Annotated in this window: 24 protein-coding genes; 11 read left to right on the plus strand and 13 right to left on the minus strand. The window is 36.8% G+C overall.

The genetic code is table 11. From position 1 onward, the window contains the following. Positions 1–12: 12 nt before the first annotated feature. The 4 genes from ACFSR6_RS00855 to ACFSR6_RS00870 form a co-directional block, all read right to left on the minus strand. Entirely contained in the window at positions 13–717 is a 705-nt protein-coding gene (locus ACFSR6_RS00855; protein ID WP_379073802.1) for a CoA transferase subunit A, read from the minus strand. Between the two features lie 298 nt (positions 718–1,015). Next, positions 1,016–2,104: a PQQ-dependent sugar dehydrogenase gene (locus tag ACFSR6_RS00860; RefSeq protein WP_379073804.1), complete on the minus strand. Its 1,089-nt coding sequence runs from the start codon at positions 2,102–2,104 to the stop codon at positions 1,016–1,018. 235 nt (positions 2,105–2,339) lie between these two features. Continuing rightward, positions 2,340–4,718: an endonuclease MutS2 gene (locus ACFSR6_RS00865; protein ID WP_379073806.1), complete on the minus strand. Its 2,379-nt coding sequence runs from the start codon at positions 4,716–4,718 to the stop codon at positions 2,340–2,342. 6 nt (positions 4,719–4,724) lie between these two features. Then, positions 4,725–5,288 carry a DUF4296 domain-containing protein gene (locus ACFSR6_RS00870; RefSeq protein ID WP_379073807.1) on the minus strand — a complete coding sequence of 188 codons (564 nt, stop codon included), beginning with the start codon at positions 5,286–5,288 and terminating at the stop codon, positions 4,725–4,727. Positions 5,289–5,358: 70 nt separating this feature from the next. On the opposite strand from ACFSR6_RS00870, the gene ACFSR6_RS00875 reads away from it, so the two are divergent. The 4 genes from ACFSR6_RS00875 to ACFSR6_RS00890 all read left to right on the plus strand — a co-directional run bounded on the left by ACFSR6_RS00875 (position 5,359) and on the right by ACFSR6_RS00890 (position 9,121). Further along, positions 5,359–6,060: a YggS family pyridoxal phosphate-dependent enzyme gene (locus ACFSR6_RS00875; protein WP_379073809.1), complete on the plus strand. Its 702-nt coding sequence runs from the start codon at positions 5,359–5,361 to the stop codon at positions 6,058–6,060. Position 6,061: 1 nt separating this feature from the next. Next, complete coding sequence (locus ACFSR6_RS00880) at positions 6,062–6,529, plus strand: GNAT family N-acetyltransferase (RefSeq protein WP_379073811.1); 468 nt, start codon at positions 6,062–6,064, stop codon at positions 6,527–6,529. Positions 6,530–6,534: 5 nt separating this feature from the next. Continuing rightward, complete coding sequence (locus tag ACFSR6_RS00885; protein ID WP_379073813.1) at positions 6,535–7,803, plus strand: aspartate kinase; 1,269 nt, start codon at positions 6,535–6,537, stop codon at positions 7,801–7,803. A 130-nt stretch (positions 7,804–7,933) separates the two neighbouring features. Next, on the plus strand, positions 7,934–9,121 hold the full coding sequence (locus ACFSR6_RS00890) for a class I SAM-dependent methyltransferase (RefSeq protein WP_379073815.1): 1,188 nt from the start codon (positions 7,934–7,936) through the stop codon (positions 9,119–9,121). Between the two features lie 213 nt (positions 9,122–9,334). Here ACFSR6_RS00890 and ACFSR6_RS00895 read toward each other — a convergent pair whose 3' ends face one another. From ACFSR6_RS00895 to ACFSR6_RS00910, 4 genes are all read right to left on the minus strand, one after another. Beyond that, the gene (locus tag ACFSR6_RS00895) at positions 9,335–9,532 is read right to left on the minus strand and encodes a cold-shock protein (protein ID WP_379073817.1); all 198 of its coding nucleotides are present in this window, start codon (positions 9,530–9,532) and stop codon (positions 9,335–9,337) included. 210 nt (positions 9,533–9,742) lie between these two features. Further along, positions 9,743–10,378: a peroxiredoxin gene (locus tag ACFSR6_RS00900; protein WP_379073819.1), complete on the minus strand. Its 636-nt coding sequence runs from the start codon at positions 10,376–10,378 to the stop codon at positions 9,743–9,745. 157 nt (positions 10,379–10,535) lie between these two features. Further along, entirely contained in the window at positions 10,536–11,639 is a 1,104-nt protein-coding gene (locus ACFSR6_RS00905) for a trypsin-like peptidase domain-containing protein (RefSeq protein WP_379073821.1), read from the minus strand. Between the two features lie 8 nt (positions 11,640–11,647). Then, complete coding sequence (locus ACFSR6_RS00910; RefSeq protein ID WP_379073823.1) at positions 11,648–12,214, minus strand: RNA polymerase sigma factor; 567 nt, start codon at positions 12,212–12,214, stop codon at positions 11,648–11,650. 201 nt (positions 12,215–12,415) lie between these two features. Between ACFSR6_RS00910 and ACFSR6_RS00915 the strand changes: the two genes are divergently transcribed. The 6 genes from ACFSR6_RS00915 to ACFSR6_RS00940 all read left to right on the plus strand — a co-directional run bounded on the left by ACFSR6_RS00915 (position 12,416) and on the right by ACFSR6_RS00940 (position 15,803). After that, the gene (locus ACFSR6_RS00915; RefSeq protein ID WP_379073825.1) at positions 12,416–12,637 is read left to right on the plus strand and encodes a hypothetical protein; all 222 of its coding nucleotides are present in this window, start codon (positions 12,416–12,418) and stop codon (positions 12,635–12,637) included. Positions 12,638–12,783: 146 nt separating this feature from the next. Then, positions 12,784–13,002 (plus strand): hypothetical protein, encoded by a 219-nt coding sequence (locus tag ACFSR6_RS00920; protein WP_183764592.1) that lies wholly within the window; start codon positions 12,784–12,786, stop codon positions 13,000–13,002. 130 nt (positions 13,003–13,132) lie between these two features. Next, a complete protein-coding gene (locus ACFSR6_RS00925; RefSeq protein ID WP_379073827.1) occupies positions 13,133–13,354 on the plus strand; it encodes a hypothetical protein in 222 nt (73 codons plus the stop codon). Positions 13,355–13,494: 140 nt separating this feature from the next. Further along, complete coding sequence (locus tag ACFSR6_RS00930; protein ID WP_379073829.1) at positions 13,495–13,701, plus strand: hypothetical protein; 207 nt, start codon at positions 13,495–13,497, stop codon at positions 13,699–13,701. Positions 13,702–13,817: 116 nt separating this feature from the next. Further along, positions 13,818–15,164 (plus strand): adenylosuccinate lyase, encoded by a 1,347-nt coding sequence (purB, locus tag ACFSR6_RS00935; RefSeq protein WP_379073831.1) that lies wholly within the window; start codon positions 13,818–13,820, stop codon positions 15,162–15,164. An 87-nt stretch (positions 15,165–15,251) separates the two neighbouring features. Beyond that, positions 15,252–15,803: a NifU family protein gene (locus tag ACFSR6_RS00940; protein WP_183764580.1), complete on the plus strand. Its 552-nt coding sequence runs from the start codon at positions 15,252–15,254 to the stop codon at positions 15,801–15,803. A gap of 191 nt (positions 15,804–15,994) precedes the next feature. Here ACFSR6_RS00940 and ACFSR6_RS00945 read toward each other — a convergent pair whose 3' ends face one another. The 4 genes from ACFSR6_RS00945 to ACFSR6_RS00960 all read right to left on the minus strand — a co-directional run bounded on the left by ACFSR6_RS00945 (position 15,995) and on the right by ACFSR6_RS00960 (position 20,346). Then, a complete protein-coding gene (locus tag ACFSR6_RS00945; RefSeq protein WP_379073833.1) occupies positions 15,995–16,786 on the minus strand; it encodes an inositol monophosphatase family protein in 792 nt (263 codons plus the stop codon). 59 nt (positions 16,787–16,845) lie between these two features. Continuing rightward, positions 16,846–17,994 carry a prolipoprotein diacylglyceryl transferase gene (locus ACFSR6_RS00950; protein ID WP_379073835.1) on the minus strand — a complete coding sequence of 383 codons (1,149 nt, stop codon included), beginning with the start codon at positions 17,992–17,994 and terminating at the stop codon, positions 16,846–16,848. Positions 17,995–18,297: 303 nt separating this feature from the next. Then, positions 18,298–19,620: a tRNA (N(6)-L-threonylcarbamoyladenosine(37)-C(2))-methylthiotransferase MtaB gene (mtaB, locus tag ACFSR6_RS00955; protein ID WP_379073837.1), complete on the minus strand. Its 1,323-nt coding sequence runs from the start codon at positions 19,618–19,620 to the stop codon at positions 18,298–18,300. 156 nt (positions 19,621–19,776) lie between these two features. After that, positions 19,777–20,346 (minus strand): UbiX family flavin prenyltransferase, encoded by a 570-nt coding sequence (locus ACFSR6_RS00960; RefSeq protein ID WP_379073838.1) that lies wholly within the window; start codon positions 20,344–20,346, stop codon positions 19,777–19,779. Positions 20,347–21,068: 722 nt separating this feature from the next. Between ACFSR6_RS00960 and ACFSR6_RS00965 the strand changes: the two genes are divergently transcribed. Continuing rightward, positions 21,069–22,919, plus strand: a complete 1,851-nt coding sequence (locus ACFSR6_RS00965; protein WP_379073840.1) for a PAS domain-containing sensor histidine kinase — start codon at positions 21,069–21,071, stop codon at positions 22,917–22,919. Between the two features lie 29 nt (positions 22,920–22,948). Here ACFSR6_RS00965 and ACFSR6_RS00970 read toward each other — a convergent pair whose 3' ends face one another. After that, a complete protein-coding gene (locus ACFSR6_RS00970) occupies positions 22,949–23,164 on the minus strand; it encodes a hypothetical protein (protein ID WP_379073841.1) in 216 nt (71 codons plus the stop codon). Positions 23,165–23,216 lie beyond the last annotated feature (52 nt).

Consider the following 23,216-nt stretch of genomic DNA (forward strand, 5'->3'; position numbering starts at 1 on the left):
TCCAATCTGCCATCAGACTTCTGACTTCCTCACCGTTCGATGTTCTATTCTTTTCTCGTAATCTTTGCCCTGAAAAATCCGGTGCACATAAATACCCGGAGTATGGATATAATCAGGTTCCAGCTCTCCTGCTTCTACCAGTTCTTCAACTTCAGCAATGGTAATTTTACCTGCCATAGCCATTATCGGATTAAAATTGCGGCTTGTAGACCTAAAGATTAAATTCCCTGCAGTATCACCCTTCCATGCTTTAACAATAGCGTAATCGGCATCAAATGCATACTCCATCAAATAATCCTTCCCATCAAAATTACGCACTTCTTTACCTTCTGCTATTTCAGTTCCAACACCTGCAGGGGTAAAAATTGCTGGCATGCCATATCCTGCAGCAAGACAACGGGTAGCTAAAGTACCCTGGGGTATAAGGTCTACTTCCAGTTCACCACTTAACAACTGCCTTTCAAACTCAGCATTTTCGCCCACGTAAGAAGAAATCATTTTTTTTACCTGGCGTTGTTTTAGCATTAAACCTATACCAAAATCATCAACACCGGCATTATTGGAAATGCAGGTTAAATTTTTAACCTGTTTGTTTACCAAAGCATTTATACAATTTTCAGGAATGCCACAAAGCCCGAAACCACCCAGCATTAGGGTAGCACCATCTGATATATCTTTGATGGCCTCTTCGGCACCAGATACCACTTTATTTATCATCTTATGAATTTTTTGGTTAGTTCGCTAAATTACAAATTGCCATCAAAAATGCAGCATTTATAATTTTTTAAATCTTTGCGGAATATTAATTAATTGGAATTAATCTAAATAACTACTACCTTTGTGCTGCAATGATTTACGAGAGAGAAGAAAGTCTATTCATATTACCCACCGATCCTGAATTTCAGAAAGGCATGGGTTTTATTTTCAGCTGTACTGCTGAGCACAAAAAGTGTTGCGAGAAATTTAAGAAGGGTAAACGTTGTAAAAAGTGCCCTGGGCGCAAAAAATAGTTACACTATTTAGCAATTTCTACAATCTTATCGTCACTTCCATTACTGGTACAGATGTAAATTTTACCTTCAGGCGATTGGCAAACAGCCCTGATCCTCCCATAAGTATTCACATAGAAATCTTTTGTTGCTGTAATCTTGGTCTGCGTATCATCTAATTTCAACTGCATCAGTTTAGTTCCTTTCAATACCGCCAATAACAAAGAGTTTTTAAACTGGGGAATATAGTCATTGTTGTAATAAGCCAGGCCACTTGGTGCAATGGTAGGAGTCCAGTTAATTAAGGGTTCTGCCACATTATTAGCGCTGCAAAACGATTGTTCGCCACTTTCATTACAAAAACCTTTAATGTTTGGCCACCCGTAATTGCGCCCTTTTTCGATGATGTTGATTTCATCATCCGAATCGGGGCCATGCTCTGAAGAAAATATCTTGTTACCCACCTGTATCAATCCCTGTGCATTGCGATGCCCCAAACTCCAAACCGGATTATTCGGATAAGGATTATCTGCAGGAATAGTCCCATCCAAATTGATCCTTAAAATCTTGCCTGCCAATGAATTTACATTCTGGGGATTAGCGGTATCAGATGCATCACCGGTACTGATAAACAATTTACCATCGCTGATCAACAAACGTGAACCATTGTGTATCGAGGCAGCAGGAATCTGATCGAGTAAAACCAATGGACTGGTTAAATTTCCTCCTGCATAGGTATAACGGACAACTTTGGCTTTGTAAGTGTTCCCATATCCATAAATTAGGTAAACAAAAGGATTAACGGCGAAATCAGGATGTAAGGCCATACCTAACAAACCTCCCTCGCCATTGATACGTACTTCAGAGATGGTAAGTAATGGTGTAACCTGACCTGTTGAAGGATTCAAACGACTGATTTTGCCTGCCTTTTCTGTAAACCAGATAAAATGATCAGGTCCATATATTATTTCCCATGGAAGACTTAATCCGGAAGCAATTACTTTTGCTTTTAATTCCACATCAGGCAGATTACCTGGGTCTTGGCCACCATCACCGCTCTTTTTACACGTTGTGATAAATAATACCACAAAAATACAGAGTAAGATTTTTTTCATCACCGTAACGTTTTAAAAATAACACAGTTACAGCTATAAAAGTTTTAATTTTCTTGGCTGCTGTTAGATGTTACCATCCGGTAGTTTTCCTAAAAATTTGATTGATTATCAGAAGGTAACAGCTAACCCCACTACTTTGTCATCCTGAGCAGAGTCAAAGGATCTCTACTATAACCCCATGTATCAATCTTGCATCTCACATCTCATGTCTCATATCTTGCATCTAAAACTCCATCTAGTTCAAATAAACATAGGTAATCCCATCTCCACCCCTATCAGCATGTTCATCTTCCATCCTGTTTACCTGGCTATATTTCCGTAAGTACTCCCTGATCATTTTGCGCAATATCCCATCTCCTTTTCCATGTATCAGTTTAATCGACGGAAAACCAAGCATAATTGCTTTATCCAGGTATTTTTCAACCTCGAACAAAGCATCTTCCGTGCGTTTTCCACGCAGGTCCAGTTCAGCCCTAAAGTCTGATACCGCGTCGTTCATACGTCCGGCGAAGGAATTTGCACTGCTCTGGATCACTTTTTTAGCTTCCCGGTTACTTACCTTTTGTACACGGTTCTTTTTAACCGTCGACCGCAGATCGCCAATGGCCAAAACCAGTTCATTCCGGTTAATTTCCAAAACCTGACCAATGGTTTCACTGTCTATAAATTTAACGAGATCGCCTACTTCTATTTCGCCTGCCACAACCACCGGCGCCGGCTTTGGTCTCTCTTTAGGTACAGAATTCTTAACCAACTCCCGTTGCAGATTCTGGCGCAGTGCTTTAGTTACTTCCTTATCGGCCTGTTTTTCCTTAATTTCGGCAATAGTATTCTCTACTAACTTATTGGCATTTTTAATAATATTCTGTGCCTCCTGCTTCGCCTCCCTAATCAGGATCTTTTTATTCTCTTCTAAAAATGTTTTTAACTTTTCATTTTCAGCAACCAGGTTTTTTGCCTTATTCTGCTGATTGGCCAAGCTTACTTTCGCATCGTAAACATTTTTCTTTTCGCGTTCAAGGTCCACAAGCATCGTATCTACCCGGTTTTGATTGGAGCCCGTTTTTTCTTTGGCCAATTGGATCACCTCTTTTGGCAAGCCGATATTCTGTGCGATTTCGAAAGCATAAGAACTACCGGGTTTGCCCATTTCTAAAATGTAAAGAGGCTTCATCTTTGCATTATCAAAGAGCATCGATGCATTTTCCAACCCAGGCGTATTTCCTGCAAAAAGTTTTAAATTAGAATAATGGGTAGTAATTACCCCTCTAACTTTTTTATTGTTCAACACTTCTAAAACAGCCTCTGCCATAGGCCCACCAAACTGCGGATCGGTGCCTGTACCAAACTCATCAATCAATACCATTGTTTTTGGCGAGGCGTGCTCTACAAAATAACGCATCTTTTTCAGGTGCGCACTGTAGGTACTCAAATCGCTTTCTATTGATTGATCGTCGCCGATATCGGCAAAAATATTCTCAAATATACCCACTTCGCTGTTCGCATCAGCAGGAATCAACAAACCGCTCTGCAACATAATCTGCAGTAAACCAACGGTTTTCATACAAACAGATTTACCACCCGCATTAGGTCCTGATACCAAAACCACACGTGTTTCTGAATCAATATGAATATTTAAAGGCGTTACGGTTTTCTTTTCGGCTGCGAAAGAGATCGATAACAAAGGATGCCTTGCATTGATCAGTTTCGTTTTCGGCTCCTTTAATAAGCCGGGCATTTCGGCTTCGATATCTAAAGCAAACAGGGCTTTGGCCCGTACAAAATCCAATTTAGTAAGGAAACCATGATAAGAAAGCAGCAAAGGTGAATACGGACGGAGATCGTCTGTTAACGCAATTAAAATCTTGATGATCTCACGGCGTTTATCAAATTCTAAATCGCGCAGCTTATTATTTAAGGCAAAAACCTCTTCCGGCTCGATATAGACGGTCTGTCCTGTAGCAGACTCATCGTGCACAAAGCCTTTTACTTTTCGCTTATTTTCGGCCAAAACCGGGATACACATCCTGCCATCACGGATGGTTAAACTGCCATCGGCAACCCAATTATTGGCAATGGCCTGTTTGTATATAGCATCCATGCGCTTACGTACATCCTGCTCTGCTTTTGAGATCGCCGTGGTAATCTCCTGCAATTCTTTCGATGCATTAGGCTTAATCTTGCCTTTTGCATCAATTACCGTCTCTATTTTACGGAGAATTGCTTTTTCGATTGGCAAATGCTCAAATAATGCTTCGAGTGTAGGATAAACTTCTGCCCTTTCTTCAAAAAAGCGCAGTACTGAAAAAACGGTCTGTAAGGACGTATATACCTGGAACCATTCCTCTTCTAAAAGGTAAGTACCTTCTACCCTGATTTTTTCAACCAGCGATTTAATATCAAAAAAAGTATTGATCTGTAACGGCTCCTGATTTTGCAGGATATTCTTAAATTCGTTCGTTTGCCGTAAAAATTTATCTATCTGATCAAAACGGTTCATCACCTGCATCTTGCCCACCATCGCTTGTCCCATAGGGCTCAAACAATGTTTGCTGATCAGCTGCCTGATCTCTACAAAACCTAAACGTTCTAAACAATTATCGGGATATAACATATTATTTTATTGTACTGGTACCGGCGTAGTAGCCGAAACCACTTGTAATGACTGGCTTTTCTTGATATTAATGAGCGAATCGGCCAGTTTTTTCTTTTTTGCAATTTCTGCTGTAGCTTTAACTTTCGATAAAGAATCTGGTTTCATTTTCTTCCTGATGGCAAGAGAATCGGCCTTAAACTTCTTCGCAATCGCCAATGAATCCGCTTTAAATTTCTTTTTTTGAATCATTTTATCGGCAATCTCTACAGCTTTTTTCTGTTTGGTTAAAGATTTCTGTATGTTTTTATAAATTGTCTCAAGTTCTTTTGGATTGGTATTATACCATAAAAGACTTTTATTGTATTGTGCAGAATCTATCCCAAATTTTTTATAAATACCTTTGTAATAAGCTGCTGCAACTTTCTTTGCAGAATCTACCATGTAGATATTTGCAACATAGCCATCAACAATGTGTATGTCATATAAAATCTTTTCCATCTTATCAGGTTTGATAATGTCATCAGGTATGCTTGGTTTACAACCACACCATAATATGACTGTCATTAAACCCCATAGTAATCGCTTCATCCTTAATTAAAATATTATTTTTTGCCCCAAATTGTGGTAAGGTTGTTAATTTTACCAAAAATAGTCATAAATGAGCATAGCTGATAATCTTAAACAATATAAAAGCGAAGTTGAATCTGATGGGGTAAAACTGATTGCGGTTTCAAAAACCCAGCCGATAGAATCTATTTTAGAAGCGTACCATGCCGGGCAGCGCATTTTTGGGGAAAACCATGTACAGGAAATGGTTGATAAAGAAGCGCAGCTTCCTAAAGATATCGAATGGCACCTGATTGGCCACCTGCAAACCAATAAAGTAAAATACATTGCACCTTTTGTGAAACTGATACATGGAGTAGACAGTTTAAAACTTTTGCAGGAAATTGATAAACAGGCTGCAAAAAACAAAAGAGTAATTGATTGTCTATTACAGGTTTACATTGCTGACGAAGACACTAAATTTGGACTCGGATTTGATGAAGTGGTCGAATTATTACGCGCCGATGAATACGCAGCTTTAAAAAATATCCGCATCGTAGGTTTAATGGGCATTGCTACTAATACCAAGAACGAAAAACAGATTACTTTTGAATTTAATGAACTAAAAGTGTTTTTTGAAGGCATAAAAGTAAGCTTCTTCCGTAAAGAAGATTCTTTTAAAGAAATATCAACCGGAATGAGTGCCGATTATAAAATTGCAATCAAAGAAGGCAGTACCATGGTGCGTATTGGCAGCAGTATTTTCGGAAAAAGAATAATCAAGCATTTCAAAAACAACATTTCTGCCAATTAATATGAACTTTAACATCAGGTTTGCAACCGCTGAGGATTGCCCAAGAATATTAGAACTGATCAATGAACTTGCCGTTTACGAACGTGCTCCCGAAGAAGTAACCGTTACTTTAGAACACTTTATAGAAGCCGGTTTTGGCCAGCAACCCGTTTGGAAAGCCTTTGTTGCCGAAGTAGAAGGTAAAATTGTTGGTTTTGCCCTATATTACACCCGCTATTCCACCTGGAAAGGCTGCAGGTTATACCTCGAAGATTTTATTGTAACAGAAGAATTCAGGGGAAAAGGTTTGGGTAAAATATTATTCGAAAAAGTAATAGAAGAGGCTAAAAACGGTAACTATAGTGGCATGGTTTGGCAGGTATTAGACTGGAACGAACCAGCAATTAACTTCTATAATAAATATAACGCACATTTAGAAAGCGGGTGGCTTAACGCTGCTCTTTCTAAAGAACAGATCAAGGCATTTTAATTAATATGGATATATTTAAGTTTGGAGGTGCCTCAGTAAAAGATGCCGCAGGTGTAAAAAATCTGGCCAATATTGTACGCGATTACAAAAAGGGGAAACTGTTGATCGTCGTTTCTGCCATGGGCAAAATCACCAACAGATTGGAAGATCTTACTCAGGCATTTCTCACTCAAAACGACGAAGCACATACAATTTTTGAAGAAATCAAACATTTTCATTTCAGCATTATAGATGAACTTTTTCAGGGTAAACACCATCCCGTTTATGATGATGTAGCCAATACCTTTGTCGAAATCGATTGGTTGATTGAGGATGAGCCCGATAATAATCCCGACTATATCTATGATCAGATTGTATCCATCGGTGAGGTAGTTTCTACTAAAATTGTAGCCGCCTGGCTGAATGAAACGGAGAATAAATCACTTTGGGTAGATGCACGTAATTATATCCAGACCGATAATACTTACCGTGAAGGTAAAGTAGACTGGGTGAAGACCAATCAGATTATACAGAAAGATTTAGCACCGCTCCTAACCGACAATATCATTGTAACACAAGGTTTTATTGGTGGAACAAGCGAAAACTACACAACAACCCTGGGTCGGGAAGGTTCTGACTATTCGGCTGCCATATTTGCCTCTTGTTTGGATGCAGCAGCCCTAACCATCTGGAAAGACGTTCCTGGTGTATTAAATGCAGATCCCAAATGGTTTGATGAAACTGAAAAAATTGCTCAGCTTTCCTACCATGATGCCATCGAGCTTACTTATTATGGCGCAACGGTAATTCATCCCAAAACCATAAAACCACTTCAAAACAAAGGTATTCCGCTTTTTGTACGTTCATTTATACAGCCAGAGGGGTCAGGAACTGCCATTACCAAAGAGAATAACCCCTTGCCTATTCCTTCTTTTATTTTCAAGGTAAACCAAGCGTTGATTTCGATCTTCCCTAAAGATTATTCCTTTATTATTGAAGAGAACCTGAGCAATATTTTTGATCTTTTTCATAGGCATAAAATCAAAATCAATACCATGCTTAACTCTGCCATCAGCTTTTCGGTAAGTGTTGATGATCATCCCGTTCAGATTGAAAAATTGATTAAAGACCTGTCTCAGGAGTTTACGGTAAAATATAATAAAGGACTGGAACTGGTAACCATCCGTTATTATAACCAGCAAACTATTGATCGTGTAACGGTTGAAAAAGATATTTTACTTGAAGTGAAAAGCCGTCATACCTGCCAGATGGTGATGAAGAATAGAACCGCATAAACCTGGTTATTCCGAAGATTAACCAGGTTCGCCATTTCGGCCGCAGTGGATAAACCTATCTGAACAGTTTCTCCATTTCGTTGCACCCCAGTAGAAAAGGCGAACTCTTTTGAAATGAAATAGCAAAAAAATGAACGATAAACTTTTGGCCAAAGCCGTACAAGATTACATCAACGCTAACTTAAATACCGATGTTAATCAAATTGCTTTAGCCAAAAGTCCTTTTGATGGCATTACTCCGGCAGAATTGGCCACGCAGATTAGTGCAAAAAAGAAAGCAGAAAAGAAACTACCCACCTGGTTTCATACAGAAAACATCTATTACCCCCCTGTTTTATCCATCGAACAAACTTCTTCAGAAGTTACTGCCAGGTATAAATCAAAACTGGCCAAAGGAAATGCCTTAATCGATATTACTGGTGGTTTTGGTATAGATACCTATTACTTTGCCAAAAAGGTAAAAGAAGTTATCCATTGCGAAATCAATCCCGAACTATCAGCAATAACACAAAATAATGCTCAGGTATTGGAAGCAAAAAACATCAAATTTAAAGTGGGAGACGGAATCGCTTACATTCAAAATCACGGTTCCCTTTTCGATACCGTTTATGTAGATCCAGCCCGCAGATCAGAAAAAGGCAAGGTTTTTATGCTGAAAGACTGCAGCCCTGATGTAGTGACTAATTTAAATGCCTTATTAAAAAAAACATCGAGGATTATTATTAAAACAGCTCCATTACTGGATATTTCGGCAGGATTGACAGAATTGACCCAGGTGAGTGAAATACAGATCATAAGCGTTAAAAATGAGTGTAAAGAACTTTTATGGATAATTGATAAAGAATTCGATAAAGACACTAAAATAACAGCCGTTACGCTAAATAATGGGATTGAAAAAGAGTTTTCATTTTACAGATCGGAGGCTAATGGAAGCATACAGTTTGCTAAAAGCCTGGGCGCAGGCGAGTATTTATACGAACCTGATGCAGCCTTATTAAAATCAGGCGCTTTTAACTTAATAGGCCTAACATATAACCTTATCAAGTTGCATGCACAAACGCAGCTATTTACTGCTGATTTTATAAAAACAGATTTCCCAGGACGTATATTTAAAATTGAAGCCATATTAAGCACAGGCGAGTTGAAAAAGGAACCAAATTTAAAAGGCAACGTAATTGTCCGCAATTACCCCGCAAAGCCTGTAGATTTAGTAAAAAAGTATAAAATCAAAGCTGATCAGGAACAGTTTTTGATTTTTACCAGGATTGCAAATGGAGAAAATATAATTTTGAAGGCTTCGATTATACAGTATTACTAATTGTCATTCAGAATTAATACCGCCATTCTGATCGCAGTGAAAAATCTTTCTAAAAAACTAAATCAAAAAATATCAATTATCGAACTCAGGTTATTTTACCAAGTTGTAATGCCGAATGTAATGAAGAATCGCCAAACAAGGCAGTACTAAATACAAAAAGCCCTTCTTTCGAAAGGCCTTTTGCAGGGATGAAAATAATCTTTATATGGTTGCTTAAACTTTCTTAACGTTTACAGCTTGTAAACCTTTTCTGCCTTCAGCTACTTCAAATTCTACTCTGTCGTTTTCTTTCAAGCTTTCGATTCCACCTAAAACATCTTTAAAATGTACAAATAAGTCTTTATTGTCTTCTTGCACAATAAATCCAAAGCCTTTTTGAGTGTTAAACCACTTAACTTTTCCGGTTGCCATAAAAAAATAAAAAATTGTATAAAATAAATAAACCTTTTACGCCTTGATCAGCATTTCATTCAACCAATTGACTATAAAAATGGATTAAACAATCAGTTAGAGCATTAATATTGAAACAAAACTATCAAATATAACAATTTACACCTATAATGCAACCCCTTTTTAACCATTCAACAAGAATGTTGCGATAAAAAATTAGATTGGTCCTAATTATTTATTCGGTTGCGGCGTAGTACGTAAATATGGCTTGATTACCCGATGTCCTTTTGGAAATTTAGCTGGAATATCTTCCGTTTTAATACTGTTTACTACAATTACATCTTCCCCATCCTTCCAATCGGCAGGAGTAGCTACACTATAATTGGCTGTAAGCTGTAATGAATCGATTACACGCAATACCTCATTAAAGTTCCGGCCGGTCGAAGCAGGATAAGTGATAATTAATTTTACCTTTTTATCGGGACTAATGATAAACAATGACCGAACCGTTAGTGTTTCTGAAGCATTTGGGTGGATCATATCATAAAGGTTGGCTACAGTTTTATCCGGATCGGCAATAATCGGAAATTCGACTGAAGTATTTTGCGTTTCATTGATGTCGTTAATCCAGCCTTTGTGCGATTCGGCAGAATCAACGCTTAACGCCAAAACTTTAACATTTCTCTTTTCAAACTCCCCTTTTAATGCTGCCGTTCTTCCCAATTCTGTAGTGCAAACGGGTGTATAATCTGCAGGGTGAGAAAACAGTACTCCCCAGCTATCACCTAAATATTCATAAAAATCTATTTCTCCAATGGATGTATTGGCTTGAAAATTCGGTGCGGTATCGCCTAGTCTTATGCTCATAATATTGTTAATTTTAAGTTGATTAAAGCAAATTTAAACAATACTATAGTAAATACATAGACATAATATAATTTAAGACGTCTAAATTACAATTAAATAAAAAACCCTGAAGATCAAAAATCTTCAGGGTTTAAGAATATTAATTTGTTTGGGGTTTTTAGTTGTAAGCTTTGATCATGAACACATAATCCTGTAGTTTTTCTATCTGCTTGGTACGTTTCAGACCTGATAAAGCACTTTTCTTATTGGCTGAAAGCTTATTTTTACCCAAAGAATCCTGCGGGATGGCCCTCATTGCCTCTAATATGTATTTTGATTTAATCGCAAAAGCTGCGCCTTCTGTCTGATCGGGTTTACCGCTAATAATACCAACTAAATTTCCATTATTATCAAGCAGTGGTCCGCCGCTATTTCCAGGATTTACCGGAATAGATACCTGGTACTGGGTGGTATCGCCTATAAAGCCGTTTTTAGAACTCACATAACCTTCTCCCAATACTGCATCATCTTTAGGATATCCCAATGTATATACAACCTCACCTATACTGCTGGTATTCCTCTTAATGGTATACGGAATAGCAGAAAGGCTGCTAAAGCTTTTATCACTTATTTTTAAAATCGCAATATCATTTTGTGGGTCAGTGTAAGTTGCCTTAACTTTAAACGACTCGCCTTTACTGTTTTGAACGAATAAAGAATCTGCCCCCTTAATTACGTGAAAATTGGTTAAAATGTAACCATTTGCAGAAATGGCAAAACCAGTACCGCCAAAATTTCCCGGATTTGCGTTTTTGTTCTGTGCATCACCCGATGTTGTAGATTGAATAGTCCTGATTAAATCTTTTGTAGAAGTTTTAACTCTTGATAACTCCCTACTCATTTGGTTATACCGGATATCCTGCTTGGTGTTATGCTGAATAGAATATATAGAAACAAGAGAAAGTAAAATAAATGATGCAGCAATAGCAATTGCAGACCGGTGTTTGCGCCATAATTGTACCACCCGCGATGGATGTGGCCTAAGCGCATCAGCCAGGCTTTCTACATCAATTTCGGCATGGATCTGGTTTAATTGTTCTTTCAAATGTAAATGCGCAGCAAATGCACCCATAGATTCTAAAAAGAATTTATGCGAAACTACCTTATGATCTACCGTAGCATCACTACGGCGTAACTGCTCAAAAGCTTCTGTTTCCTGTGCATTAAGTTTACCTAAAAGATAATCTTCAATAATTGCATCTAACTCCAAATCGTTTCTCATTTCAATTATTATGGTTGAAAAAATATTTTCTTTAACCTTTGCAGGCATTTATATTTCTGCGTTTTGGCATTATCGGTATTGGTATAGCCAAACTTTTCGCAGATATCCTGCATGGATAAATCATGGATATAAAAATCCTGAATAATGGTTTTACAGGGTTCGCCGAGGTGATCGAGTGCCGATTGCATTTTCACAAAAGCAGCATCTTTTTCCTCATGTTCCACAACATCCTCTTCTACAATCAGTACATCTTCGTAATCGGTAATATTACCTGTCTTTTTGCTGTTCAGGTTGAGTTTTTTCAACCATATTCTCCGGCAAACCGAATAAATGTAGGTTTTAAGCTTGCTGCTCAGCTCAAAATTACCTTCCTTAATTTTGTTATATAGAACAATAATAGCCTCCTGGTAAACATCTTTTGCATCATCCTCATCACCATTATTGTTCAGGATAAACTGCAAAACCATTGCATAATAAGCCTTGTATAACTTGTTAAGTGCATCTTTGGAGTTATTTAGAACACCTAAAATAACCTCCCTATCTGTTGGAACTGAACTCTTTAAACTGTTATTCACTAGTTAATACATTTTTCGGTAAATAGTAACCCAATATTAGACAAAAAAATATTTATAGCTGCTATAATTGCTTAATACAAACTTATCGCCATCGGTAACCCATAAGCAGGATAAAAAATATTTTAACTTTTTTTCTGATTATCGGGTTACCTTTCTACCTTTGCGGCATTAACAAGAAATTAATTACTAAAAAAATTCAAAATGAAAAATGCATTCAAATTAGGCTTCTTAGCTTTAGCTTTATCTTTATCAGTTGTTGCTTGTAACTCAGAGAAAAAAGCAGAAGGTGGTGCCGATACTACTTTAACTGATTCTTCTACTGTAGTTACTGATACTACTGCAAAAGATACTACAGTTAAAGATTCTACAGTAAAAGATACTACTGTAAAAACTACTACAGAAAAAACTGAAGTTAAACACTAGTCTAACTTTACCCATATAAAAAAGGCTTCTGATTATACGTCAGAAGCCTTTTTTATATATTTTCACTTTTTTTTATTTTTTTGGGTTACCTTTTTAAATAACCAGTATTAAGAGGTAAATTAATTAATTACTTAAAAATATTTAAAATGAAAAATGCATTCAAATTAGGCTTCTTAGCTTTAGCTTTATCTTTATCAGTTGTTGCTTGTAACTCAGAGAAAAAAGCAGAAGGTGCTGATACTACAGCTACTGATTCTTCAACTGTAGTTACTGATACTACTAAAAAAGACACAATCGTTAAAGATTCTACAGTAAAAGATACTACTGTAAAAACTACTACAGAAAAAACTGAAGTTAAACACTAGTCTAACTTTATTATAAGAAAAGCCTCCCGATGTAAAAATCAGGAGGCTTTTTTATTGTCAGCCGAAAACGGGTTACCTTTTACCACATAGGGTATTAATAATAAAACGGTAACCTTAAAACAATATTAACATGAAAAATGCATTCAAATTAGGCTTTTTAGCCTTCGCTTTATCTTTAACAATTGCTGCTTGTGGCGGATCGGGTAAAAAAGCTGATGGAACTGATACAACAATTACAGATTCTTCTACAATTGTGACCGATACAACTTCAGTTGACACTACAGTTAAAGATTCTACTGTAAAAGACACTACAGTTAAGGCTACTACAGAAAAAACTGAAGTTAAACACTAATTATTTTAACAGAAAATCATAAAAAAGGTCGGTATTTTTATATTTAGACCTTTTTTATTTTAAATATTGGGTTACTTTTTTAAGTTTTTTGTATAAATTAGCAAGTAATTAATTTTTAAAACCAAACAAATTAAAAAAAAATGAAAAATGCATTCAAAATGGGCTTCTTGGCTCTAGCTTTATCTTTATCAGTTGTTGCTTGTAAATCAGAGAAAAAAGAAGGTGGAGCTGATTCATCTAAAGTTGACTCGACAGTAGTTGATACTACAGTGAAAGATACTACAGTTAAAGACACTACAGTTAAAGATACTACAGTTAAAACTGATACTACTAAAGTTAAAAAATAGTTTTATCAAAGCCATTTTAAAAAGCCTTAGTTTAACTAAGGCTTTTTTTATTTTAGGCATCTAGACCTTAAAATCCATCAATTATAGTAAATTTGCGGCAAAATATAATCCGCATAATGAATTTAACATCACTACAAGCTATTTCACCTGTTGATGGCCGTTACAGAAAAACAACCGAAAGTTTAGCTGCTTACTTTTCCGAAGAAGCATTAATTAAATACCGTGTTTTTGTAGAAGTCGAATATTTTATTGCACTTTGTGAGATCAACTTGCCTGGCTTGGAAAGTTTTGACAAAAACCTGTACGCGGAATTACGTAAAATCCATGAAAATTTTTCAGAAGCTGATGCACTGGAAATTAAAGAAACGGAAAAAGTAACCAATCATGATGTTAAAGCGGTTGAATATTTCATCAAAAGTAAATTCGATGCCCTTTCACTCCAAAACTATAAAGAGTTTATCCATTTTGGTTTAACTTCTCAGGACATTAACAATACAGCTATTCCTTATTCGATTAAGCTGGCTTTAAATGAAAGTTATTATCCGGCAATGGATGCTTTGACCGAAAAAATAAATGCACTGGCAACCGAATGGAAGGATGTTCCGATGCTGGCCCATACCCATGGTCAGCCGGCCTCTCCTACTAAACTGGGAAAAGAATTTTTGGTTTTTGCCGAGCGTTTAAGCATTCAGATAGAAAGTTTAAAAGCGATCCCCAACAGCGCAAAATTTGGCGGCGCAACCGGAAACTTCAATGCACACCATATTGCTTATCCCCAGGTAAACTGGGTTGATTTCTCTAACCGGTTTGTAAACCAGACTTTGGGTTTAAGCCGCGCACAACACACCACTCAGATTGAGCACTACGATCAGTTTGCCGCACAATGCGATGCCCTAAAACGCATCAACAACATTATTATCGATTTAGACAGGGATATCTGGACCTATATTTCTAAAAACTATTTTAAACAGAAAATCAAGGCCGGAGAAATCGGTTCTTCAGCGATGCCACATAAAGTTAACCCGATTGATTTCGAAAATGCTGAAGGAAATGCGGGCATTGCAAATGCCTTATTCGAATTTTTCGCTGCTAAATTACCTATTTCGCGTTTACAAAGGGATTTAACCGATTCTACCGTTTTAAGAAACATTGGTGTTCCTTTCGGCCACACACTAATTGCCATTAACTCAACCTTACGTGGATTAAATAAAATTTTATTGAATGAAGCCGCTTTACATGCCGATTTAGATGAAAACTGGGCTGTAGTTGCCGAGGCGATTCAAACGGTATTAAGAAGGGAAAACTATCCAAATCCTTATGAAGCTTTAAAAGAGCTGACCCGTACAAATTCAAAAATAAATGCAGCAAGTATTGCAGAATTTATTGAAGGACTGGCTGTTGCAGAAGAAATAAAAGCACAATTAAGAACAATTACCCCTTTCAATTATACCGGCGTTTTTTAAGCAAATTAAATTGACGTTAAGCAGACAGCAGTTAAAGGTTTTATTAATGAGTTATTGTTAATTTTGTTTATTCAAATTGATTAAGACATGACGATTAACGTATATACAGAACAGACTCCAAACCCAGCTACCATGAAATTCATGGTTAACAAGCTGTTAATTAATGGCAGCGAAGATTTTGCTACTAAAGAAAGTGCAGAACATTCTCCATTTGCTAAAGAGTTATTTAAGTTCAACTTTGTTTCCGGCGTGTTTTTCGCCAGTAACTTTGTTACCATCACTAAAACGGATGATGCTGAATGGGCTGATATTGAAGCCATTTTAAAGGAATTTGTTAAGGGAGCGGTAGAATCTGAATTAAAAATTAAGGAAGCAACAGCTGAAGAAGCCCCTACTTTCGAAGGTTCGGAAACCGAAATTAAAATCCAGCAGATTCTGCACGATTACGTTCGTCCGGCTGTAGAACAGGATGGCGGTGCCATTACCTATAAATCTTTTGATGAAGGTGTGGTAACGGTAGAATTAAGGGGATCTTGCAGTGGCTGCCCTTCATCTACGATTACGCTTAAATCAGGTATCCAGAACTTATTACAACGAATGGTACCAGAAGTTACAGAAGTGGTTTCTGAAGCGCTTTAAATTGCATTTTTCATAGTACATATATAGTGAAAGGTCCCGGTGTAAATCGGGACTTTTTTTATTGCAAAGAGTCTTCACCCTGAATTTATTTTACAAGCAGAAATTATATTTTCATTTGCCCTGTAGCTACTTTGTGGTCAGGGTCTTAATTGCAGAAAGGATGCTGAAATAAATTCAGGGTTACGATACTTCTAATAAAAATACTTTTTAATCGCTTCCAACATCTCGGCAGTAAGTTTCGCATTGGTGGCCAATATTTCCCTTTTCTCAAAATAATCATTACCTCCAGCAAAATCGTACACCTCTCCTCCTGCCTGCTGCACAATAAAACATCCGGCTGCAAAATCCCACTGTTGAAGGTTAAATTCGAAAAAAGCATCAAAACGTCCGCAGGCGGTATAAACCAGGTCTACAGCAGCAGCACCAATTCTTCGTACACCATGACTTTTTTGCATCATTTCGGCCAATAATTTCAGATACTGAGGCTGTTTATCAAACTGGTAATATGGGAATCCCGTAGCCAATAAGCTCGATTTCAAATCGGGATTAACAGAAACCTTAATTTCTTTCTTATTCATAAAAGCCAGACCGCCTTTGTAAGAATAAAACATTTCTCCTCTATTTAGCTCATAAACGACACCTATAACAGGTAAACCTTCTTCATATAGGGCTACACTGATGCCATAAGCGGGTATGCCATGGATAAAGTTGGTTGTTCCATCCAGGGGATCGATGATCCAGGTATAGGTTTTACCTTCCCTGTTGATGGTTTTCTCTTCAGTAATGAAACCGGCATCAGGAATCAACTTTTCAAGGTTTTGAACAAGTTTTTGTTCTGCTGTTTTATCAACATAAGAAACCATATCGTTCAATCCTTTGTATTCGATTTTTTGTGCATCAAACTGCAAGGCTTCTTTACGGATAAAATTTCCGGTAAGCTTTACAACTGAGATCACTTTATTGCATAGTAATTCGTAATTCATAGTTATTTAACAACCAAAGCAGGAGCTTGTTGGATTTTAAATGGATTTATAAAATGTAATTAAGCGAGTTGATTCTTATTCCTTAAGGCATAAGCACTTAAGGCAATGCCACCAATCACCAGAAATGTAGAAATCATTTCGGCCTGGGTAAATGAAAGGCCAAAAACATGGTATTTTGAATTTACACGAATTAACTCGATACAGAAACGTTCTATTCCATTTAAAATCATGTAAATACCGAACATTAAGCCAGGTGCTTTTATTTTATCCCTGATTTTCCACAGGAAGGCAAAAAGGATCAGACAGATCACAACTTCGTAAATTGGCGTTGGATAAACACCCTGAGCCAGTTCATTACAGAATTTACCGTTACAGCCCGGGATGGGAATTCCTTCTCCTACCACATTATTTGGATATTTGTATGACCATAACCAATCAGGCAGCCACGAAAAGGGTTTGGGGTTTAAATTCGGGATCCCCCAGTCGCCATCGCCAGCCAGGTGACAGCCAATACGGCCAACGGCATAAGCCAGCATCATTCCCGGGCCACCCACATCAAGCATATGCAGGGGTTTAATGCCATTTCTTTTGGCAATGATTAATACCGCTGCCCCACCACAGATTAGGCCACCATAAAAAGTTAAGCCACTAAAAGATAATAACCTTTCTATAGGGTGTTGAACAAAATCATCCCAATATTCTAAATTATCAAAAAATTTAGCGCCTAAGAACCCCCAAATTGCAGCCCAAACAACCAGGTTGCTCATCATTTGATATGGATGAACGGTAACCAGTGTTTCTTTTGGTTTATCGAGTTTATGTTTATTTTTTTCGGTATAATCCCAATAAGCGAATAAACCTGCGAAAAGCAGACCACCAATTATATTTCCTTTAGCAGACATCAGTATGCCTTGTGCATCGTTTACAAAAAGCCTGTAATTTAACAGGGCATAAACCAATTTATAACCGATTACAAAGCCAAAAAGGCCATTCATAATCAGTTCTGATGCAGTAGCAGGTTTACCAATTACTACCGTTTTTTTTATTGGATGGAGTATACCCAGTGCTTCTTTACGCTTAAGTTCTTTAGTAAAAGCCCAGTAACCGGCCACGAAAGCCAGCGCTACAAAAACACCAAAAGTATTAAACGGAAGCGGTAAATTAATGCCGAAAAGGTATTCTAAAAAATGTGAAACGGTAGGAAACATACAAATAATTTGAAGCGAAGATAGTAAAGAAAGACTAAAGGTGAAAGACCAAAGCAGATATTGAAAGTTGGAAAAATGCAGTCCGATAGTTCATCGGTTATTTCGCTCCTGCGCTACGTTTTACTCTCCTGATTGAAAAAACTGAGATTCGTGACGCACTCCTATCAAGTTTAATTAACTTATTACAGCGGTACTCAGCTGCTTAACCTTTCATAATATAAAAGATTCTTCGCTAAGTTCAGAATGACAGCACGATATATGGGATCAGGACTTCTGACTGAAGACTAATGACTGTGGGCTAAACTAATGATGTGCGTAGGTTGTTTCCAGTTCAGCAACTTCTACTTCACCATCAGCTGTAATTTCAATCAATTTAACCGCTTTTAGTTCGTTAACCATTAACGGATCATACTTTGCACGTACTTTTACGTAGTTTTTGGTAAAACCGTGCATATAACCTGATTTTTGATCTGCTTCGAAAAGCACTTCACCTTCGCTTCCAATCTGCGATTCGTAAAAAGCCCTGCGTTTCTTATCAGATAAAATGTGAAGCATTTTACTCCGTTCATTACGCTCACTTCCAGCCACAACACCTTTCATTTCGGCAGCAACTGTTAATTCGCGTTCTGAGTAGGTAAATACGTGCAGGTAAGAAATATCAAGCTGGTTTAAGAACTGGTAAGTATCCAGGAAATCTTCTTTAGTTTCGCCCGGAAAACCAACAATTACGTCAACGCCGATACAACAGTGCGGCATTACCTCTTTTATTTTGGCTACGCGCTCTACATAAAGATCACTGCGGTAACGACGGCGCATCAAACCCAATATTTTATCAGAGCCAGATTGCAAAGGAATATGAAAATGTGGTACAAACCTTTTTGATGTAGCCACAAATTCGATTATTTCGTTACTCAAAAGATTAGGCTCAATTGATGATATACGGATTCTTTCGATGCCTTCAACTTCATCCAGCGCTTTAACCAGATCGAAAAATTTATCTTCTCTTTGCCCGTTACGGATACCGAAATCGCCTAAGTTTACCCCAGTTAACACAATTTCTTTCACACCGCTTTCAGCAATCATTTTTGCACGGTTAACCACATTCTCGATGGTATCGCTACGGCTTGCGCCACGGGCCAAAGGAATGGTACAATAGGTGCATGGATAATCGCAACCATCCTGCACTTTTAAAAAAGTTCTTGTTCTATCGCCAATGGAATAAGAGGCAATAAAATTATGGTTTACTTTTTCAATATTCTGCTGGTGAACAACAGTTTTTGGCTGTTTTGTTAAATCGGTAATATATTCTACAATCCTGAATTTTTCTGCCGCGCCTAAAACCATATCAACACCTTCAATTTCGGCAATTTCCTGTGGTTTTAATTGCGCGTAGCAACCTACAATGGTTACAAATGCATTTGGAGAATATTTTAAAGCTTCCTTAACAACTTTGCGGCATTTTTTATCCGCATGATCGGTAACTGAGCAGGTATTGATAACATATACATCGGCTTGATCCTGAAATTCTACCACGGCATAACCTGCATCGGTAAATAAACGACCGATGGTTGATGTTTCAGAGAAATTCAGTTTACAACCTAATGTATAAAATGCGACCTTTTTCATTGAGCCTGCAAAGATAGAAAAATAGATTTGAGTATTGAGATATGTGATAAGAGATTAAAGGTAAATTACAGTTAATTAACAATACAAATTATAGTTTTACGATTTTCAGTCTATTTATAAACGATCAGCTGAAAACTGCGGACTGAAAATTGCAAACTATTCTTCCTGCCATCTATAACTTTCCTGCTCAAAGCCTGCTAAGTCCAACACCCTGCTGATTACTGTTCCGGCCACTTCTTCAATGCTTTTAGGTAAACTATAAAATGATGGGTTGGCCGGACAGATAACGCCTCCTGCTTCGGTAACGGTTTTCATGTTGTTGATATGAATCAGACTAAAAGGCGTATCACGTACTACAGCAATCAGTTTTCTCCGCTCTTTTAATACGACATCTGCTGCCCTGGAAATCAGATCGTTTGATATTCCATGTGCAATACGTCCCAGTGTACCCATAGAGCATGGAACAATAATCATGGTATCGTATTTTGCCGAACCTGAGGCAAATGGTGCATTAAAATCGTTTTTATTATAAAATGTAAAATCGTTGAAATTATTATAATTCTGATTGCCCAGCTCGAACTGCCAAACCTCTTTTGCATTATCGCTCATTACCACACCAACGGCTTCAATCTGATCTTTCAATGCCAATAACCGATCGAATAAAACCTTGGCATATATGGCCCCACTGGCACCTGTAACCGCAATTATCACTTTCTTTTTTATCATAAAACAAAAGTAGGCTTTCTGTAAGTGATTAAAAATAAAAAAGGGCCAGAACATTGTTCTGACCCTACATCTACCTATGAAAAACATACCCTCGAAAGGGTAAGAACAAATATATATAAATTTTTAAAAAAATATAAGTGAGAAATGTTAAATCGTACAAATCAAACATCTAACTCACAAATTGATCACAAACAACTGATTATCAATCAAATAATTTTCAAAAAAAATTCACAAAAACTTTTTTTATACTAAAAAATACAGAATTTTAAGTATACAAAAACTCAATAAAGTATTATAAATAAGTCAAAATAATTAAACAAAAACTTACTTCAAACTTAATTTACCCATTTCTCACTTTAAAATTTACAGTTTTTTAATGGTGACATAACATTCGGATATTAAAATACTTTCGATTTTGAAGTCCTTGATATTCTCGAGACTGCAGGCAATAATTTTTAAATGTAACCCTATCTTGTTACCTTATTAAGCTTTCCGTAAAAGATAAACGGAACATTAGCTGAAAGTTTTTATGGCTTCCATTTAACTGAATATTTTAACAAGAAGGGCTTTTAAATACCAAACGAGATTAAAAAACAAAGCTTAAAAATACGGCACCCTTATAATTTATACCATTTTGTATGATAAATATTATAATATCAGCACAATTTGGTTGGTGATTAACTACTTAACGATTATATTTGAGAAAGTGTCAACTTACATTTATGATAGATTTAGCCTCTCCATTCTTAAAAGCACTGTTAAAACATTCTAAAAGCCCCGTAATTATTTTTAAATTAAAACCGGTATTGGTGGTTGTAGAATATAATGATGCATATCAAGCTTTAATAGAGCGTGTTGGAGGAGGATTAAAATTCTATGATATTAACATTATCCCAAATCTTTTAACTGATGCCGAAAAGGCACTTCTGGTTAAAACAGTTCAGCAAGTAAGTGAACTTAAAACAAAAGGCGTGCTGGCAATTCACCCAGTCTATTCTAACTCGCCAAATGTAAAGTGGGAATTGGAATTTTCACCCGTACTGCAAAGTGATAAACCGGTTGGATACATTATCTGTTCGCTCAAAGAAATCCCTTTGGATGAAAATGACCTTGAGCATATTTTATTTGAACTTTCAGAAAGTGAAACACGGTTTAGAGGTTTTTTTGAGCAGGCCCCTTTGGGTATGTGTGTATTAAAAGGTCCGGAGCTTATTACAGAATATGCAAACGACAACATCTTGAAACTTTGGGCAAAAACCAGAAAAGAAGTAATCGGGATCCCACAAGAAGAGGCACGACCAGAACTCAAAAAACAACAGGCGCTTGTAGACCGTGTAAAAGATATTTTCAAGAATGGACAACCATTGACAGTTAATGAATTAAAAATCACAACACCGGTTGCGGATGGTTATTTTATAGCTTTTTATGAGCCGTTAAAAAACGATAAAAATGAAGTTACCAGGATTTTAGTGATTATTAAAGACATTACAGAACAGGTAAATTTTAAAAAAGAGCTTCTTAAAGCTAAAGATATTCTAAAAATAGCCATGGATGCATCAGAGATGGGCTCATGGAATATTGACCTGGAAAGCAAACAGGTACTTTTATCGGAAAGATCACAACAGATTTACGAATTGGAAAGTAACAGATTGGGCATAGAAGAAGCCAAATCGCTGGTAAGTGAGGAAGATATCAAACACCTTACCAGTGGTATCAGACGCGCATTACACCACCGGAATGCTTTCAATATCGAATACCAAATTAATCTGAATGGCATAGGCGCTAAAAGCAAATGGTTAAGAACAGCCGGCAAAGCATATTATAACGAACAAGGAAAAGCCATTTACATTGCCGGAGCTGTTCTGGACATTACAGAACATAAACAGGACGAGATCAGAAAAAACGATTTTATCGGCATGGTGAGTCATGAGCTTAAAACCCCATTAACATCATTAAGTGCTTATGTGCAACTCTTACAACGTAAATTTAAAGAAACTGATAACGATTTTACGATTCAGATACTTGATAAGATCAATGTTCAATTAAAAAGAATGTCGTTAATGATCGATGGCTTTTTAAATGTATCGTTATTTGAATCCGGTAAAATTTCGTTGAACAAAACAAATTTTAACCTTGTTGATTTAATTAATACTGTAGCCGAAGAAAACAGGATTGTTTTGACCAGCCATTTTATCCAGGTAATCAGTTCAAAAGAAATGATTGTAAATGCCGATATTGATAAAATCGGAAACGTAATCAATAACCTGATCGGAAATGCGGCAAAATACTCAAAAAAACACTCCTTAATTGCAATAAAGTGTGAAATAAAGGAAGGTTACGTAGTTGTAAGCGTAGAAGATGAAGGTATTGGCATCAAGGAGAATGACATACCCAAGCTTTTTGAACGTTTTTACCGCGTAGAAAGCCCTGATACTAAAACAATTGCAGGATTTGGAGTTGGTCTGTACATTTGTGCCGAGATCATTGAAAGACATCAAGGAAAAATATGGGCAGAAAGCAAATTCGGCGAGGGATCTACTTTTTATTTCAGCTTACCCACATCAAAAGATTAATAATATTCATTTGCCCTGCGTTTGCGGCATTAAACTTTTATTTCTTCCATTTCCAGTTGAACATTAACCGCAACTAAACCGTCTTTGTGTAATTCTATTTCAAAAATTACTTTCGAATTTATACCAATTAATTTAGATACATTATCTAATTGAAAGTGAATATCTTGGTCATTTTCGTCAATAATGATTCCATGTCCAGATTCAAAGTCAATCTGAGTAACTTCTCCCTTCCTCTTATCGCCCATTACAGAGTATTGTTTTTTATAAATAATAAGCAATTATAGTTAATTAATGTAT

It is taken from the genome of Pedobacter vanadiisoli, from assembly GCF_042684385.1.
Classification (GTDB): Bacteria; Bacteroidota; Bacteroidia; order Sphingobacteriales; family Sphingobacteriaceae; genus Pedobacter; species Pedobacter vanadiisoli.

Coding starts and splice junctions, on each gene's coding strand:
- ACFSR6_RS00855 (WP_379073802.1), bottom strand. CDS start 717: ATGATAAATAAAGTGGTATCTGGTGCCGAAGAGGCCATCAAAGATATA.
- ACFSR6_RS00860 (WP_379073804.1), bottom strand. CDS start 2,104: ATGAAAAAAATCTTACTCTGTATTTTTGTGGTATTATTTATCACAACG.
- ACFSR6_RS00865 (WP_379073806.1), bottom strand. CDS start 4,718: ATGTTATATCCCGATAATTGTTTAGAACGTTTAGGTTTTGTAGAGATC.
- ACFSR6_RS00870 (WP_379073807.1), bottom strand. CDS start 5,288: ATGAAGCGATTACTATGGGGTTTAATGACAGTCATATTATGGTGTGGT.
- ACFSR6_RS00875 (WP_379073809.1), top strand. CDS start 5,359: ATGAGCATAGCTGATAATCTTAAACAATATAAAAGCGAAGTTGAATCT.
- ACFSR6_RS00880 (WP_379073811.1), top strand. CDS start 6,062: ATGAACTTTAACATCAGGTTTGCAACCGCTGAGGATTGCCCAAGAATA.
- ACFSR6_RS00885 (WP_379073813.1), top strand. CDS start 6,535: ATGGATATATTTAAGTTTGGAGGTGCCTCAGTAAAAGATGCCGCAGGT.
- ACFSR6_RS00890 (WP_379073815.1), top strand. CDS start 7,934: ATGAACGATAAACTTTTGGCCAAAGCCGTACAAGATTACATCAACGCT.
- ACFSR6_RS00895 (WP_379073817.1), bottom strand. CDS start 9,532: ATGGCAACCGGAAAAGTTAAGTGGTTTAACACTCAAAAAGGCTTTGGA.
- ACFSR6_RS00900 (WP_379073819.1), bottom strand. CDS start 10,378: ATGAGCATAAGACTAGGCGATACCGCACCGAATTTTCAAGCCAATACA.
- ACFSR6_RS00905 (WP_379073821.1), bottom strand. CDS start 11,639: ATGAGAAACGATTTGGAGTTAGATGCAATTATTGAAGATTATCTTTTA.
- ACFSR6_RS00915 (WP_379073825.1), top strand. CDS start 12,416: ATGAAAAATGCATTCAAATTAGGCTTCTTAGCTTTAGCTTTATCTTTA.
- ACFSR6_RS00920 (WP_183764592.1), top strand. CDS start 12,784: ATGAAAAATGCATTCAAATTAGGCTTCTTAGCTTTAGCTTTATCTTTA.
- ACFSR6_RS00925 (WP_379073827.1), top strand. CDS start 13,133: ATGAAAAATGCATTCAAATTAGGCTTTTTAGCCTTCGCTTTATCTTTA.
- ACFSR6_RS00930 (WP_379073829.1), top strand. CDS start 13,495: ATGAAAAATGCATTCAAAATGGGCTTCTTGGCTCTAGCTTTATCTTTA.
- purB (WP_379073831.1), top strand. CDS start 13,818: ATGAATTTAACATCACTACAAGCTATTTCACCTGTTGATGGCCGTTAC.
- ACFSR6_RS00940 (WP_183764580.1), top strand. CDS start 15,252: ATGACGATTAACGTATATACAGAACAGACTCCAAACCCAGCTACCATG.
- ACFSR6_RS00945 (WP_379073833.1), bottom strand. CDS start 16,786: ATGAATTACGAATTACTATGCAATAAAGTGATCTCAGTTGTAAAGCTT.
- ACFSR6_RS00950 (WP_379073835.1), bottom strand. CDS start 17,994: ATGTTTCCTACCGTTTCACATTTTTTAGAATACCTTTTCGGCATTAAT.
- mtaB (WP_379073837.1), bottom strand. CDS start 19,620: ATGAAAAAGGTCGCATTTTATACATTAGGTTGTAAACTGAATTTCTCT.
- ACFSR6_RS00960 (WP_379073838.1), bottom strand. CDS start 20,346: ATGATAAAAAAGAAAGTGATAATTGCGGTTACAGGTGCCAGTGGGGCC.
- ACFSR6_RS00965 (WP_379073840.1), top strand. CDS start 21,069: ATGATAGATTTAGCCTCTCCATTCTTAAAAGCACTGTTAAAACATTCT.
- ACFSR6_RS00970 (WP_379073841.1), bottom strand. CDS start 23,164: ATGGGCGATAAGAGGAAGGGAGAAGTTACTCAGATTGACTTTGAATCT.